Genomic DNA, 13347 nt, shown 5'->3' on the forward strand with positions numbered 1-13347 from the left:
CCTTTCTCGACGGAGCGTGCACGAATCCGTGCCCGCTGTGACGGTCCCCGAGCATGCGCAGGAGCCTATGCGCCGGTGCATATTGCAATCAAGACCTTGCGATTCGGGAGCGCAGTAGATCGGCCAGCTCGTGTGGCAACCGGACGGTGACGGTGAGCGCCGAATGGCGTAGTACGCCGACGGGCTCGATTCCGGGCACGGGTTCGCGGAACCTGACGCAGACGCCCGGCCCGGTACCGGTTCCGAACGTCAGGCCGCGGTCGGCCGCCGAGAGGCGCACCCCCACCGCCTTGATCGCCGAGTAGGGCCCGGTGACGGCAACGTCCTCGATGTTCGCCAGCGCCGTCGTCACCGTCCACGGGCCGAACCGAACACACAGCCGGTGAGTCCCGACACTCACGAAGCTGTTGCCGGGACGGATCCCGAGCAGTGCCAGTGGCAGGCGAAAACCGCGCTGAAAAGCGAAATTGTGGTGCTCGTTCATGACATTCGACCTTGCTCGACGTTTGAACCCGGGTGCCGCGGGGCAATCACCCGCCGCCCTACGGGAGACGGGATGAACTGGTGTACAGCGATGAGTTGACCGCGAGTGCGCGCGGCCTGAAGCGGTACGTGGAACTGGTGGCGGACGAACTGCGGATGCCGCCCGCGTTCTGCGTGGACGTCGACGACTACCGGGCGACCGTCTACTTCGCCTTGGAGGAGCGGGTTCCGCGTTATCCGGACCGCGACCTGGCGTTGTTGTGGGACGAGGAGAACGGCTGGGCGATCGGTGTCGAGTCCGGCTGCGGCGAGGACATCATCGTGCTCGCGTACCTGGGTGGCGACATCGTGCCCGCGCCGTCGCTGGTGGCGCGGTTCGTGGACGATCTCATGCACGAGCGCTACCCCGGTCAGCTCGAGCCGCCTGCGCTGCGCCGCGCCGGAACCGATGACGACCTCGACGAGCGGCTGGCCGCGTTCCACCGGCCGAACTGAACGTTCAGCGCCACCAACGGCGTCGCGGACGTTCGGTGGCCGCGTAGGTGGCGGCGGTGACCGCACCGTAGGCCAGGTGCGGGATCGCGTCGCTCAGCCATGCCTCGGTACCCCAGCTCCGTGGATCGGTGATGCCGAGCGCGGTCATCGGCGCGGCGGTGCCGACCATCGCGGCCAGGCCCGTCACCACGCCGCCGGTCGTCGTCGAGGGCCGCCAGCCGAGACCCCGGGCCGCGCCGTAGGCCGCCCCGATCGCCGTGCCGGTGAGGATGCCCATCAGCGCGCCGACTCCCGAGACGCGGTTGCTCCGGCTCTCCTCGTCGCCGGGCACGGTGACACCGGTGCGCCTGGCGAGCTCGTTCACCGTCTGTTCCGGGGTGCTGCTCGGCGGACGGGCCCGCAGCACCATGTCGAGATACGTCGTCGCGTTGAGTGCCGTGGTGCCCGCGGCTCCGGCCGCCGCGCCACGCAGGACGGATTTCAGCATGCTCGGTGGATACCCCGTCGGCGGCGGGCAAACCTGCGGCCGCGGCGGGGCTACTCGTCCGTGCGCCGGGTTTCGCGGTCGCCGAGCAGCCTCCGGCCGGACGCGGGCACGAGCGTGATCACGATCCCGGAGACGGCCATCCGCAGCGGCAGCCAGCTACCGAGCTCCCCGGCGTGCCGCAGATGCCACACGAGCGCACCGCCGAAGCCGAACAACAGGATCATGCCGAACATGCGCGCCGTCCAGTGCCGGCGGGCGAGCACGATGCCGAGTGCTCCGACGAGTGCCTGCAGGCAGTGCTGTGCGGCGCTGCCGGGAAAGACCTGCATGACTCCCAGCGCCAGATTCGCCGCGCCCACCACCAGTGCGAGTGCCTGGGTTCGGCTGAACACGCATTCGGAATAGCCGCCACGGGTGGGAACTACACGCGGATCGCCCGCATGATCCGGGAAACGAGTCCGGTGAGCCGTTCGGCCGCGGCGGTCCACGACTCGCCGACCGGGCCGGCGGTCAGCACCACGGTGATGAACCGGTCGCCGGCTCCGAGCAGCCCGGTCGTGTGCAGCACGCGGTCCCACCGGCAGCAGGACCAGCCTTGCTTGGCCGCCCACCGGGTCCGTCCCGCCGCGTAGGGGACGCCGAAGTACTGGTCGAACCCGTCCGCGCCGAAGTTGGTGGTCGTGCGCAGGGCGCCCAGAACCGGTTCGCGTATCCGCCCGGGTGCCTCGTCGAGCAGGTACCGGTAGATCCGCACGACGTCCTCGGCGGTGAGGATCGTGTCGCCCCAGCGGTTCGGGCTCCCGGGGGGCCGCGTGGCGGCGAGGCCGAGCCGATCCGCCCACCGGGTCACGATCGCGGTGCCGCCGTAGGCCACCCAGAACTCGCCCGCGATCGCGTCATGACTCTGCGCGAGCATCACCCTTACGCGGTCCGCCGGCTCGCCGCCCTCCAGCGCTTCGAAGGCGATCAGCAGCTTGACCAGCGAGGCGGACGTGAACTCGGCGTCCGGGCGGTGACTGAGCGCGAGCCGCTCCTCCGTCCGGTCGTACACGGCGACGCCGAGCGCCGTGAAGCCCTCCGCCGGTGGCATGGCCGGGTCCTCGGGCGAGCGCGGCGGCGGCTCGGACGGGCCGGTGGGCTCCGGTGCCGCCGATGCGGCCGGGCCGGCCGGTGCCGCGGCACCGTCGGCGAGGGCGGGCGACGCCGGTCCCGGCGTGACGATCAGGCCGCTGATCCCGATGGCGATCGCCACGACGGCGAACACGGTCAGCGCTGCCAGCACCGGCGTCCTCGGAGTCCGCATACCGGCAGTTGGCCGCCGGCCAGGCGAGCGCTGCAGAATGGGCGGCCGGATGTGCAATGGATCTCTTCGCGGTCCGGATTCGGGGACGCGGGCGGCGGGACCGGACAAGCGGGGGTGTGAGAGGAATAGCCGGTCATCAGGCCGGTGAGGACGAGGCGTGCGAGGAGGCGGCCGGCGGCGACCGGCCCGACCTGGCCGCCGGTGACCCGCAGGTCGTCTTCGCCAGGCTGTTCGACGCCCATGCCCGCGCTCTGCGCGCGTATCTCGCCGGCCGCGTCGGCACGCAGGTAGCGGAGGACCTGGTCGGGGAGACCTTCCTGCTCGCGCTGCGCAGGCGGGCGACGTACGACCCGGCTCGCGCGCCGGTGCGTGGCTGGCTCTACGGGATCGCCACCAACGTCCTGCGCAACCATGTCCGGCACGAGGTGCGCGGTTACCGCGCGACGGCGCGGGCGCACGGTGGCCGCGCCGACGACGTCACCGACGGCCACGACACCAGGGTCGCCGAGCGGGTGGACGCACAGCACCGGACGCGTGCGCTGGCGAGCGCGCTGACCAGGCTGAACAAGATCGATCGGGACGTGCTGCTGCTCACCTCGTGGGCGGGGCTCGAGCCCGCGGAGGTGGCCGAGGCGCTGGACATGCCGGCCAGCACGGTGCGGTCCAGGCTGCACCGCGTCCGGCGCAGACTGCGGAACACGGTGCTCGCGCGGCACGAGGAGGAACGCGATGCGGGATGAACTCGACGCCGAACTGGACGAGGCCCTCGATCTGCTGCACCGGGAACAGCGCACGGCAGGCGGCTCGCTCGAACGCGCTCGGGCGCGGCTGCTCGCCGCCGCGCGGGACGAGCGGGTGGACGGCCCGGTGCCGCTGCCGCGCAGGCGCGGGACTCCGCGGCGGTGGCTGCCCGCCGTCGCCGCGGCGGCCGCGTTGCTGCTGCTCGGCGTGCTCGTGCCACAGGCCGGTTCGTGGTGGAACACGCCTTCGCCCCCACCGGTCGCCGACCGGCCGGAGCAGTCGGCGCGGGAGGTACTCGACCGGGCGGCCGACGCGGCGGCGGCCACCGGCGACCCGGCCGTTCCGCCGGGCAGCTATCGCCACGTGGTCGAGCACGCATGGGTCGCCGGCCACGGGACCGACGACGGTGAGGGGTACTCGTACCTACAGGAGTGGCGGAACGAGAAGTGGGTCCCGGCCGATGTCCGTGACCTGTGGCAGCTGCAGTCGGAGGCGATCGGGAAGCCCGAGCTGATCGCAGGCACGGAGCCACGTGAGGACATTCCGGCTACGGAGCCCGCGGTCTCGGACGTCTGGCAGCGCGTCTGCGGCGAGGTTCACGGCACATACCTGCCGTGTGGGAAGGCCGGGAAAGCGGACGTGCCCGCCTTGTACTCCACCGCTCCCCGCGACGAGGCCGCGCTGCTCGACTACCTGAGCAAGCGGGAGGCGCCGAGCGGCTCCGTCCCGGAGGGTGCCGAGCCCGCCGACCCCTGGGAGTCCGCAGCGGCCATCCTCCGGGACGGGCTGGCGCCCGCCGATCTGCGGGCCGCGCTGTTCCGCACCCTGGCCGGCCTGCCCGGGCTGCGGGTGACCGACCGGCACGCCCACGTGGACGGGCGGAGCGGGATCGCCGTCGGGCTGGAGGACGCGAAGCGCGTCCGCGAGCTGATCGTCGATCCGGCGACCGGGGAGTTCATCGCCACCCGCACCAGGGCAGGCCGGCTGCCCGCGCGACCGTGGCTGAACGAGGGCACGGTGCTCGAACTCAGGGCGGTGAGCACCGAGGTGATCACGATGTCGGGCCAGACCATGTCCGTGTCGCCGCCGCGGACCGAGACGAGCGCGCCGCCGCTGGCGACTACTCCGGGGGTGTCACCTCGGTAGCCGGGTCGCCGTCCACGGCGGCGCCGAGTTGCGGCACCAGCCGGTCCAGCAGGTACGGCAGGCTCAGTACCGACACGAACGACGTGGCGTGGCCGTAGGCGCTGTTCTCGTCGATGACGACCTCGCGCCTCTGCTGAGCGACGCGCATGTTCTGGTACACGCCGTCCTGGCGCAGCTTCGCGCCGCCGTCGCCGAGGATCCAGACGATCGCGTCGGTGTCGAGCAGGTCCGCACGCTCGCGGCTGATGTTGGCGCCGAACTTGTTGCCGACCACCCGGTCGATGTCGCCGGGCAGCCGGAAGCCGAGCGAGGTGAGCGTGCGCGAGCGGGGGTCCTCGCTGCCGTAGACCCAGTAGCCGTCGTAGCTCGTGGCCACGAGCGCGCTCTTGTCCGCGAACTCCGGGTGTTCCTCGCGGGCCGAGGCGAACCGTGCCTCGACTCCTGCGACGAGCCGGTCGGCCTCGCCGGACCTGCCGACGGCCTTGCCGACCGTGCGGGTCAGCTCCTGCCAGGGGATGCCGTAGTCGGAGTACTGCTTCGGCTGCGCGAGGGTGGGCGCGATCTGCGTGAGCTTGTCGTGCTCCTCCTTGGTCAGCGCGGAGTACAGGCCGATGATGAGGTCGGGCTGCGCGGCGGCGACCTTCTCGAACTGGACGCCACCGGTGTTGTCGAGCACCTCGGGCGCGGCTGCGTCGCCGAGCTCGTCCTGCGCCCATGGCCCGATCGCGCCGGGGTGGTCGCCGACGTAGTTGGTGGTGGCCACCGGGACGATACCGAGGGCGAGCAGTGCGTCCTGCTCGGTGAGCCCGACCGTGACGACCCGCTGCGGTTCCCGCTCGATCGTCGTGGCGCCGTACTTGTGCTCGATCGTCACCGGGAACTCGCCACCGGAGGGGCCGCTCGGCGAGTTCGCCGGTCCGGGGTCACCGCCGGCACAGGAGGTGAGCAGCAGGGCGGCGGAGAGGGCGCCGGCGGCGAGCGCGCGGCGGCGGGGACGGACGTTGTGCATGAGGCTAGGCTTGCCTAACCAATCGGACGAGTCAAGCCGGAGGGTCCGTGAGCTCGGGTACCCGGTCGCCGTAGCGGGCCATCAGCTCGGCGTTGCGCTCGTCGCCGCCTGGCACGTTGGAGCTGGTCCACAGCGGGAGCTTGACGCCCCGTGCGAGGGCGAGGTCGTCGAGCTCGGCGAGCACCAGTGACCACAGGTACGAGCAGAGGATCGTGGACACCGCGCCGGTCCGCGGCTCGCCGGCCGGGTAGGCCACGTCACCGGGCGGCACGCCCGTGTCGAGGACGATCGAGGCGTGCTCGGCCAACCGGGTGCCCATCCGGTCCGTCGCGGCGGCCGACGCGGGCAGCGAGGTCACCGCGAGCACGGGCACGTTCCGCGCCAGCGCCTCCTGGGCGATCTCCACGGGGTAGGGATTGCGCCCGCTCGTGGAGAACACCACCATCACGTCGGGCGGGACCGGGCCGGCCGCCGCCACGACGGCGCGGCCCCGGCCGCTCTCCCGCTCGGCCACGGAGCTGCGCCGCGCGCCGGCCAGCGGCAGGATCGCCGGGTCCCACAGCGGCCGCACCGCGGCGAGCCCGCCTGCCCGGTAGAAGGTCTCGCACACCATCGCGAGCGAGTGCCCGGCCCCCGCGGCGTACACCAGGCCGCCGCCTTCGACGGCGTCCAGCACCAGCGACGCCGCGCCCGCGATCGCCTCGTGCCTGCCGTCGATGTCGTCGAGCAACGCCCGCACGTCGTCCCGCATCCCCGCTCCTCCCATTTGTCCAGACCAATCCTAGCGGCTCACCTGCCGCCGTGGCTCGACGCGGGGATACCGTGAGCGGCGTCCGATGTGTCAGAGTTGGCCGGTGGCCGCCGAGCAGCGGAGCGCGAGGGAGCGTGCCGTCGAGCAGTGCAATGCGCTCGACGGGCTTCTGCGTGAGCGCGACGGGCTGCTCACCGTCCTCGACCGCGTCGTCGCGCTGCACGGCACCGCCCGCCTCATCCGGGACACCGTCGGTACCGACTCCGGGTTCGTCGCCGATCTCGACGGGCCGGGCAGGGCGGTCATCCGCTGGCTCTCCGGCACCCGGACCCACGAGCTGCAGAACCTGATCGTGCCGGCAGGCCAGGGTATCGGCGGCCGCGTGCTGGCCCTCGGCAGGCCGGTGCGGGTCAGCGACTACGTCAGCTCCCCGGCCATCACCCACCAGTTCGACGCGCAGGTGCGCGGCGAGGGGCTGGGCGCCATGCTCGCGGTCCCCATCATCAGCAGGTACGGCGAGCGGGAACAGACCGTCGCGATCGCGTACGCCGCGATGCGGCAGGCCGCCGACTTCGGTGACGACGCCGTGCGCAGGCTGGAGGGCATCGCCGACAAGGCGGCCACCGCCCTGCACATCGCGGGCGTCGCCGAGGCGTCGCGGGAGGACGCGGTCACGGCCGAGCGGCAGCGCATGCAGAGCGCGCTGCACGACTCCGTCGGCGCGCTGCTGTTCTCGATCGGCGTGCAGGTCCGCGACCTCCACGAGGCGATCCAGGACAACCCGGCGCTCGACTCGCGGCTGCGGCGCCTCGAATCCGACGTCTCCGCAGCCTCCAGCGCACTGCGGGAGTCGCTGCTCGCGCTCGCCGAGTCGACACCGGAGCGCGCGCTGCCCGTCGAGTGCGCCGAGCACACCCGCTCGTTCGAGGCGCGCTGCGGCGTGCCCGCCCGGTTCGTCCAGCTGGCGCAGGTGCCGCCGCTGGACGCCGAACGAACCGCGCTGCTGATCGCCGTGGTCCGCGAGGGCCTGCTCAACGTGGAGAAACACGCGCGGGCGTTCTCGGTGGTGGTCAGCCTCGGCCCGTGCGACGGCGGCGTGCAGGCGGTGGTCGCCGACGACGGCACGGGCGAGCCGGGCGAGACCTGGCCGAGCACCGGCATGGGCGTGCGCACGCTCGCCGAGCGCGCCGCCCGGCTGGGTGGCCGGGTGAGCCTCGTCCGGGACGAGGACGGCGGCTGCACACTGCGTGCGTGGCTGCCGGACGTCGAGAGCCAGCCATGACCGCCACCGTGATGGTGGTCGACGACCACCCGGTGGTGCGCGACGGCGTCACGTTGCTGCTGCGCTCCGACCAGTCGCTGCGGATCGTGGGCTCGGCGGAGTCCGGGCGGGCCGCGATCGAGCGCGCCGCCCAGTGGCGGCCGGACATCGTGCTGCTCGACCTGCGGCTGCCGGACATGCTCGCCCCCGAGGTGATCACCGGCCTGCGGCAGGCGCACCCGACCGCCCGGATCGTGGTGTTCACCGCCCACGGCGACCACCAGGGCGTGGTCGCCGCGCTCGAGGCCGGTGCCAGTGGATGCCTGCTCAAGGATGTCGCGGGCACCGATCTCGTCTCCGCGCTGCGCCGGGTGCTGCGCGGGGAGCGCGTGGTCGATCCGCGCATCCTGCCGGACGCCGGGCAGCGCTCCGACGCGCTCGCCCGCAGCGGCCTGACCCGCAGGGAGTACGAGGTGCTGCGGCTCGCGGCGCAGGGCCGGACCAACCCGGAGATCGCCGAGGCGACCGGGCTGACCCGCAACACGGTCAAGACGTACCTCCAGTCGGCGTTGCACAAGCTCGGCGCCCGCAACCGCGTCGAGGCGATCGGCAAGGCGAGCGAGGCCGGCCTGCTCTGATTCCTGCTGGTGAACCTCCGGGTTCGCGCTACCTCTCCAAGTGGGGGTGTCCCCCTCGGCGGCGGCGACTCAAGATAGCCGCCACTGGCAGTGACGCCAGTCACACGACCGAGGGAGGTTGAGTGCGCACCGTTGGCCCATCCAGGGACACGCTGTGTTGACCGTCCGGAACCTCCAGGTGCGTTACGGGCGCTCGGTGGCCGCGCTGCACGGCATCGACCTCGATGTCCCCGACGACGGCGTGCTCGCGGTGCTCGGCAGCAACGGCGCCGGGAAGTCCACCCTGCTGCGCACGATCTCCGGCACGCTGCGGATGCACCGCGGCACGGTGGTCGGCGGCGAGATCCACTACGGCGACCGGCGGATCGACAAGCTCGACCCCGCCTCGATCGTCGGGCTCGGCATCGTCGGCGTGCCCGAGGGCAGGCAGATCTTCGCCCGGATGACCGTCGACGAGAACCTGCGCGCCGGCGCGATGGGTGCCCGCTCCGCGCAGCGGCGGGCGGCGGCGAGGGAACGGGTGCACGAGCTGTTCCCGGTGCTCGCCGAGCGCGCCCGGCAGCGCGCGGGCCTGCTCTCCGGCGGTGAGCAGCAGATGCTGGCGATCGGCAGGGCGCTGATGTCCGGCCCGCGGCTGTTGCTGCTCGACGAGCCCTCGCTCGGCCTGGCGCCGAAGGTGGTCGCGCGGATCGGCGAGATCATCCGCGAGATCCACGCGCAGGGCACCGCGGTGGTGCTGGTCGAGCAGAACGCCGTGATGGCGTTGCAGGTCGCCGATCACGCCGTGGTGCTCGAGGTCGGCACGGTGGCGCTGTCCGGTTCGGCCGCCGGGCTCTCCGAGAGCGAGGAGGTGCAGCGGCTCTATCTCGGCGGGCACGCCGAATCCGACGCCGCCGCGCAGGAGGAGGCCGCCGCGGCCCGCACCCAGCGGGCGGGCAGGCGCGGGCTGTCGAGGTGGGCCGGATGACCCCGCCGGAACTGCGCGTGCAGGGGCTGACGTTGCGCTTCGGCGGTCTGCGCGCGCTCGACGACGTGTCGTTCGACGTGCGGCCGGGCGCACTGCATGCCCTGATCGGGCCGAACGGCGCGGGCAAGTCGAGCTGCTTCAACGTGATCAGCGGTCTCTACCGGGCGAGCGAGGGCCGGGTGACGTTCGGCGACACCGATCTCACCCACATCCGCCCGCACCGGCTGGCCCGGCTCGGCGTCGGCCGGGCGTTTCAGAACGCCGCGCTGTCACCGCACTCGACGGTGCTGGACAACGTGATGCTCGGCCGGTTCGCCCTCACCAGGGGCGGCTTCCTCGAATGCGGGCTGCGGCTGCCGTCGGTCACCCGCCCTGAACGCAGGCACGCGGCGCGGGCGGCCGAGATCTGCGACTTCCTCGGCATCGGTGACGTGCTGCACGCGCCGGTCGGCGGCCTCCCCTACGGCGCCGTCAAGCGCGTCGACATCGCCAGGGCGCTTGCCGTCGAGCCCGCGCTGCTGCTGCTGGACGAGCCCGCGGCCGGGATGAACTCCGCGGAAACGGCGGAGCTGGCGAGCACGATCCGCGAAATCCGCGACGAGCTGGGCATCTCGATCCTCCTGGTGGAGCACGACATGGGGCTGGTGATGGGCATCGCCGACCGGGTCAGCGTGCTCGACTTCGGCAGGCTCATCGCGGACGGGACGCCCGCCGACGTGCAGGCGGACCCCGAGGTCGTCAAGGCCTACCTCGGCACCGACGACAAGGAGAACGTGTAGTGGAGACGTTCGTTCAGCTGCTGGTGAACGGCCTCGGCAAGGGTGCCGTGTTCGCCCTGCTGGCGCTGGGTTTCGTGGTGATCTTCAAGGCCACCGAGGTGGTGAACTTCGCGCACGGCTCGCTCGTGCTCTTCGGCGGCTACCTCGTGGTGGTCACCAGGGAGACGCTCGGCTGGGCCGGCGCCGCCGTCGTGGGCATCGTGAGTGCCGGTGTGCTCGCGCTGCTCGTCGAGCGGCTGCTGCTGTCCAGATCGAAGCTCGCAGACCCGTTCAGCCTCGCCCTGCTGACGATCGGCGTCGACGTGATCGTCACCGAGGAGATCGTGCGCAGGCTCGGCGTCTCGCTGCCGTTCATCGGGGACGCCTGGGACGCCCAGCCGCTCCAGGTCGGCGGCGTGACGATGTTCCGCACGCACCTCGTGGCGCTGCTCGTCGCCACCGTGCTGATCACCGCCTTCTTTCTGGCTTTCCGCTACTCCAACTGGGGAGTGGCGATGCGGGCGCAGGCGGAGAACAAGGAGGCGGCCGCGCTGGTCGGCATCCGCAGTTCTCGCGTGACCTCAACGGCCTGGCTCGTGGCCGGTGTCCTCGCCGGGGTGGCGGTGCTGTTCATCGCCACACAGGACTTCTCCGGCGCCGGGCTCTCCCGGGGAACCCACTCGATCGCGCTGGCCGCGTTCCCGGCCGCGATCATCGGTGGGCTCGACTCCACCGCGGGCGCCATCGTCGGCGGTATCACCGTCGGCCTCGTCGACGCGCTGTCCACGCACTACATCTCGTTCGCCTTCGCCAAGAGCGCGGTGTTCCTCGTGATGCTGGTCGTGCTCGTGGTGCGGCCGTCCGGGCTGTTCGGGACGAGGGAGAGTATCCGTGTCTGAGATCGCGACGGAATCCCCGCCCACGGCGCCGGAGTCGCCGCCGAGCCCGGTGCGACGTCGCGGTCCGATGTGGTGGGTGCGAGGTGCGCTCTGGCTGGCGCTGCTCGTGCTCCTGCTCGTGCTGCCGCTCTACCTGGAGGCGCAGTGGCTGCGTGCGGGGCAGTACATGATGGTCGGTGCGGTCGGCGCGATCGGGCTGACGCTGCTCACCGGCCAGGCCGGGCAGCTTTCGCTGGCGCACGCGTTCTTCCTGCTCGCCGGTGGCACGTCGTACACCGTGCTGTCCGGATCGACGGAGGGCGGGACGCTGGTCGGCTTCGGGCTCGACCCGCTGCTCTCACTGGTCGGCGCCGTCGTGATCACCGCGTTGCTCGGCCTGGCATTCGCGCCGGTGGCCGGACGGCTGCGGGGTATCTACCTCGGCGTCGCGTCACTGGCGCTGGTCTTCCTGGGGCTCTACTTCGGACAGGCCGCGGAGACGCTCACCGGCGGCACCTCCACCGGGCGCTCGCCGACGCCGTTCTCGTTGTTCGGCTTCGAGTTCTCCAACGAGGGCGACCTGGAGATCCTGAACGTGCCGTTCCGGCAGGCCGAACGGCTGTGGTACCTGTTCCTCGCCCTCACCGCCATCGCGTTCCTGCTGGCCCGCGGCGCCGTGCGCAGCCGGGTCGGCCGGTCGTGGCGGGCCGTACGGGACAACGAGCCCGCGGCCGCGGTGATGGGAGTGAGCGTGCCGAGGGCGAAGGCGGGCGCGTTCGCGGTCTCCTCGGCTTACGCGGGCCTGGCGGGTGTGATGACGGTGCTGTGGTTCGACATCCTCAAGCCCGACGAGAGCGAGTTCGGCACCTACGGCATCAACGTGTCGATCGCGTTCCTGGCGATGGTGATCATCGGCGGGCTCGGGTCGGTCCCCGGCGCGCTGGTCGGTGCCCTCGTGGTGAACGGGCTGCCGCAGGTGCTGGCGTTGTACTCGACCGACCTCGGCTGGTTCACCGGCACCGGTGAGGGCACGTTCACGCCCGTCCTGATCAGTTCGTTCGTCTACGGCGCGGCGATCATCCTCGTCGTGCTGTTCGAGCCCGGGGGACTGGCGGCGATCGGCCGCAGGATCGCGGGTCGCCTGAGCTTCACGCAGCGTGGAAAGGAATGAGGACATGAGGCGATTGATCGCGCTCACCTGCGCGTCGGCACTGGTGCTGGCGGCATGTGGCACCAAGGGCGGCGGTTCCGACGAGAGCGGCGAAGGCGCGGGCGGGGTCACGACCGGCGTCGGCGTCACCGACTCCGAGATCACGCTCGGGGTGATGACCGACCAGACCGGGCCGTTCAAGAACCTCTCGACGGGCATCACGCACGGCAACGAGCTCTGGGTCGAGGACGTCAACGCCGCGGGCGGCGTGTGCGACCGCCAGGTCAAGCTGGAGATCGTCGACCACGGCTACAAGGCCGACACGGCGAAGACGCTGTACCCGCAGATGGAGCCGAAGGTGCTCGGTTTCGTGCAGCTCGTCGGCTCGCCGATCATGGCGGCGCTGGGTGGCGACCTCGAGGCGGACGAGATGACGACCACCCCGGCGTCGTGGTCCTCGGAGCTGCTGGGCAATCCGTACGTGATGATCGTCGGGACCACCTACGACGTCGAGATGATCGACGGGCTCTCCTACCTGCAGGAGGAGGGCATGATCTCCGACGGCGACACGGTCGGGCACATCTACATCGACGGCGAGTACGGCGCGAACGGCCTGCGCGGCGCCCGCTACTACGCCGAGCAGCACGACCTCAAGCTGCGCGAGGTCAAGATCACCTCCAGCGACAACGACCTGACCAACATCGTCACCGGGCTCAAGGGACAGGGCGTCAAGGCGATCCTGCTCACCACCACGCCCACCCAGACCGGATCGGCCGCGGCGGCGAACAAGGCGCTCGGCCTGAACGTGCCGATCCTCGGCAACAACCCGACGTTCGACCCGTTGCTGCACGACAGCCCGGCCGCGGGCGCGCTGGACCAGCTCTACGTCGTGGCGAGCAGCGTGCCGTTCTCGGCGGACATCCCGAAGGCACAGGAGGTCGCGCAGAAGTACAAGGACGCGAACTTCACCGCGCCGCCGAACGCGGGCGTGCCCTACGGCTACGCGGTGGCCGAGGTGTGGGGCACCGTGCTGGAGAAGGCTTGTGAGAACGGCGACCTGACCCGGGCGGGCGTGCACCAGGCGCTGGAGGAGACGACGTCGGCGGAGACCGGCGATCTGGTGGCGGCGCTGGACTTCTCGCAGCCGGGAGCCCCGGCCACCCGCGAGGTGTACGTGGCGCAGCCGGACGCCTCCGTCGAGGGCGGCATGAAGTACGTCAAGCAGCTCTTCGAGGCCGAGGACGCGAAGAACTACAAGGCACCGCACGAAGGCCAGTGAC

16 protein-coding genes are annotated in these 13347 nt (G+C 71.8%); 10 read left to right on the forward strand and 6 right to left on the reverse strand.

Going from position 1 to position 13347, the window contains the following annotated elements:
• Positions 1 to 88: 88 nt before the first annotated feature.
• Positions 89 to 484, reverse strand: coding sequence for a hypothetical protein (locus tag JAP66_RS02770; RefSeq protein ID WP_199429893.1), 396 nt, complete (start codon positions 482 to 484; stop codon positions 89 to 91).
• Positions 485 to 579: 95 nt separating this feature from the next.
• On the opposite strand from JAP66_RS02770, the gene JAP66_RS02775 reads away from it, so the two are divergent.
• Entirely contained in the window at positions 580 to 978 is a 399-nt protein-coding gene (locus JAP66_RS02775) for a DUF6292 family protein (protein ID WP_235998664.1), read from the forward strand.
• Positions 979 to 982: 4 nt separating this feature from the next.
• Here the strand turns inward: JAP66_RS02775 and JAP66_RS02780 are convergent, their stop codons facing one another.
• The 3 genes from JAP66_RS02780 to JAP66_RS02790 are packed head-to-tail and all read right to left on the reverse strand — an operon-like array spanning position 983 to position 2768.
• Entirely contained in the window at positions 983 to 1465 is a 483-nt protein-coding gene (locus JAP66_RS02780; protein ID WP_199429895.1) for a hypothetical protein, read from the reverse strand.
• 50 nt (positions 1466 to 1515) lie between these two features.
• Positions 1516 to 1857, reverse strand: a complete 342-nt coding sequence (locus JAP66_RS02785) for a hypothetical protein (RefSeq protein WP_199429897.1) — start codon at positions 1855 to 1857, stop codon at positions 1516 to 1518.
• 29 nt (positions 1858 to 1886) lie between these two features.
• Entirely contained in the window at positions 1887 to 2768 is an 882-nt protein-coding gene (locus JAP66_RS02790; RefSeq protein ID WP_199429899.1) for a serine hydrolase, read from the reverse strand.
• 116 nt (positions 2769 to 2884) lie between these two features.
• Here JAP66_RS02790 and JAP66_RS02795 point away from each other — a divergent pair, with 116 nt between their 5' ends.
• Together JAP66_RS02795 and JAP66_RS02800 are read left to right on the forward strand one after the other, a co-directional pair.
• Positions 2885 to 3508 (forward strand): RNA polymerase sigma factor, encoded by a 624-nt coding sequence (locus tag JAP66_RS02795; RefSeq protein WP_372448931.1) that lies wholly within the window; start codon positions 2885 to 2887, stop codon positions 3506 to 3508.
• Positions 3498 to 4655 (forward strand): CU044_5270 family protein, encoded by a 1158-nt coding sequence (locus JAP66_RS02800; protein WP_199429903.1) that lies wholly within the window; start codon positions 3498 to 3500, stop codon positions 4653 to 4655. The genes JAP66_RS02795 and JAP66_RS02800 overlap by 11 nt, the downstream gene beginning before the upstream one ends.
• Here JAP66_RS02800 and JAP66_RS02805 read toward each other — a convergent pair.
• Positions 4630 to 5664, reverse strand: a complete 1035-nt coding sequence (locus JAP66_RS02805) for an iron-siderophore ABC transporter substrate-binding protein (protein ID WP_199429905.1) — start codon at positions 5662 to 5664, stop codon at positions 4630 to 4632. The genes JAP66_RS02800 and JAP66_RS02805 overlap by 26 nt on opposite strands.
• A gap of 31 nt (positions 5665 to 5695) precedes the next feature.
• Complete coding sequence (locus JAP66_RS02810) at positions 5696 to 6415, reverse strand: SIS domain-containing protein (RefSeq protein WP_199429908.1); 720 nt, start codon at positions 6413 to 6415, stop codon at positions 5696 to 5698.
• Between the two features lie 103 nt (positions 6416 to 6518).
• On the opposite strand from JAP66_RS02810, the gene JAP66_RS02815 reads away from it, so the two are divergent.
• The 7 genes from JAP66_RS02815 to JAP66_RS02845 all read left to right on the forward strand — a co-directional run bounded on the left by JAP66_RS02815 (position 6519) and on the right by JAP66_RS02845 (position 13346).
• On the forward strand, positions 6519 to 7697 hold the full coding sequence (locus tag JAP66_RS02815) for a GAF domain-containing sensor histidine kinase (protein ID WP_307849411.1): 1179 nt from the start codon (positions 6519 to 6521) through the stop codon (positions 7695 to 7697).
• Entirely contained in the window at positions 7694 to 8314 is a 621-nt protein-coding gene (locus JAP66_RS02820) for a response regulator (RefSeq protein ID WP_199429912.1), read from the forward strand. Before JAP66_RS02815 ends, JAP66_RS02820 begins: the two co-directional genes overlap by 4 nt.
• Positions 8315 to 8468: 154 nt before the next feature.
• Positions 8469 to 9281 carry an ABC transporter ATP-binding protein gene (locus JAP66_RS02825; RefSeq protein ID WP_199429914.1) on the forward strand — a complete coding sequence of 271 codons (813 nt, stop codon included), beginning with the start codon at positions 8469 to 8471 and terminating at the stop codon, positions 9279 to 9281.
• Entirely contained in the window at positions 9278 to 10060 is a 783-nt protein-coding gene (locus JAP66_RS02830; protein WP_199429916.1) for an ABC transporter ATP-binding protein, read from the forward strand. The genes JAP66_RS02825 and JAP66_RS02830 overlap by 4 nt, the downstream gene beginning before the upstream one ends.
• Positions 10060 to 10938 (forward strand): branched-chain amino acid ABC transporter permease, encoded by an 879-nt coding sequence (locus tag JAP66_RS02835; protein WP_199429918.1) that lies wholly within the window; start codon positions 10060 to 10062, stop codon positions 10936 to 10938. Before JAP66_RS02830 ends, JAP66_RS02835 begins: the two co-directional genes overlap by 1 nt.
• Positions 10931 to 12088 (forward strand): branched-chain amino acid ABC transporter permease, encoded by a 1158-nt coding sequence (locus tag JAP66_RS02840; protein ID WP_199429919.1) that lies wholly within the window; start codon positions 10931 to 10933, stop codon positions 12086 to 12088. The genes JAP66_RS02835 and JAP66_RS02840 overlap by 8 nt, the downstream gene beginning before the upstream one ends.
• Positions 12089 to 12092: 4 nt before the next feature.
• Entirely contained in the window at positions 12093 to 13346 is a 1254-nt protein-coding gene (locus tag JAP66_RS02845; protein WP_199429921.1) for an ABC transporter substrate-binding protein, read from the forward strand.
• Position 13347 lies beyond the last annotated feature (1 nt).

It is taken from the genome of Qaidamihabitans albus (genome assembly GCF_016464705.1).
Lineage (GTDB): Bacteria > Actinomycetota > Actinomycetes > Mycobacteriales > Pseudonocardiaceae > Qaidamihabitans > Qaidamihabitans albus.

Coding starts and splice junctions, on each gene's coding strand:
- JAP66_RS02770 (WP_199429893.1), bottom strand. CDS start 484: ATGAACGAGCACCACAATTTCGCTTTTCAGCGCGGTTTTCGCCTGCCA.
- JAP66_RS02780 (WP_199429895.1), bottom strand. CDS start 1,465: ATGCTGAAATCCGTCCTGCGTGGCGCGGCGGCCGGAGCCGCGGGCACC.
- JAP66_RS02790 (WP_199429899.1), bottom strand. CDS start 2,768: ATGCGGACTCCGAGGACGCCGGTGCTGGCAGCGCTGACCGTGTTCGCC.
- JAP66_RS02800 (WP_199429903.1), top strand. CDS start 3,498: ATGCGGGATGAACTCGACGCCGAACTGGACGAGGCCCTCGATCTGCTG.
- JAP66_RS02805 (WP_199429905.1), bottom strand. CDS start 5,664: ATGCACAACGTCCGTCCCCGCCGCCGCGCGCTCGCCGCCGGCGCCCTC.
- JAP66_RS02810 (WP_199429908.1), bottom strand. CDS start 6,415: ATGCGGGACGACGTGCGGGCGTTGCTCGACGACATCGACGGCAGGCAC.
- JAP66_RS02820 (WP_199429912.1), top strand. CDS start 7,694: ATGACCGCCACCGTGATGGTGGTCGACGACCACCCGGTGGTGCGCGAC.
- JAP66_RS02830 (WP_199429916.1), top strand. CDS start 9,278: ATGACCCCGCCGGAACTGCGCGTGCAGGGGCTGACGTTGCGCTTCGGC.
- JAP66_RS02845 (WP_199429921.1), top strand. CDS start 12,093: ATGAGGCGATTGATCGCGCTCACCTGCGCGTCGGCACTGGTGCTGGCG.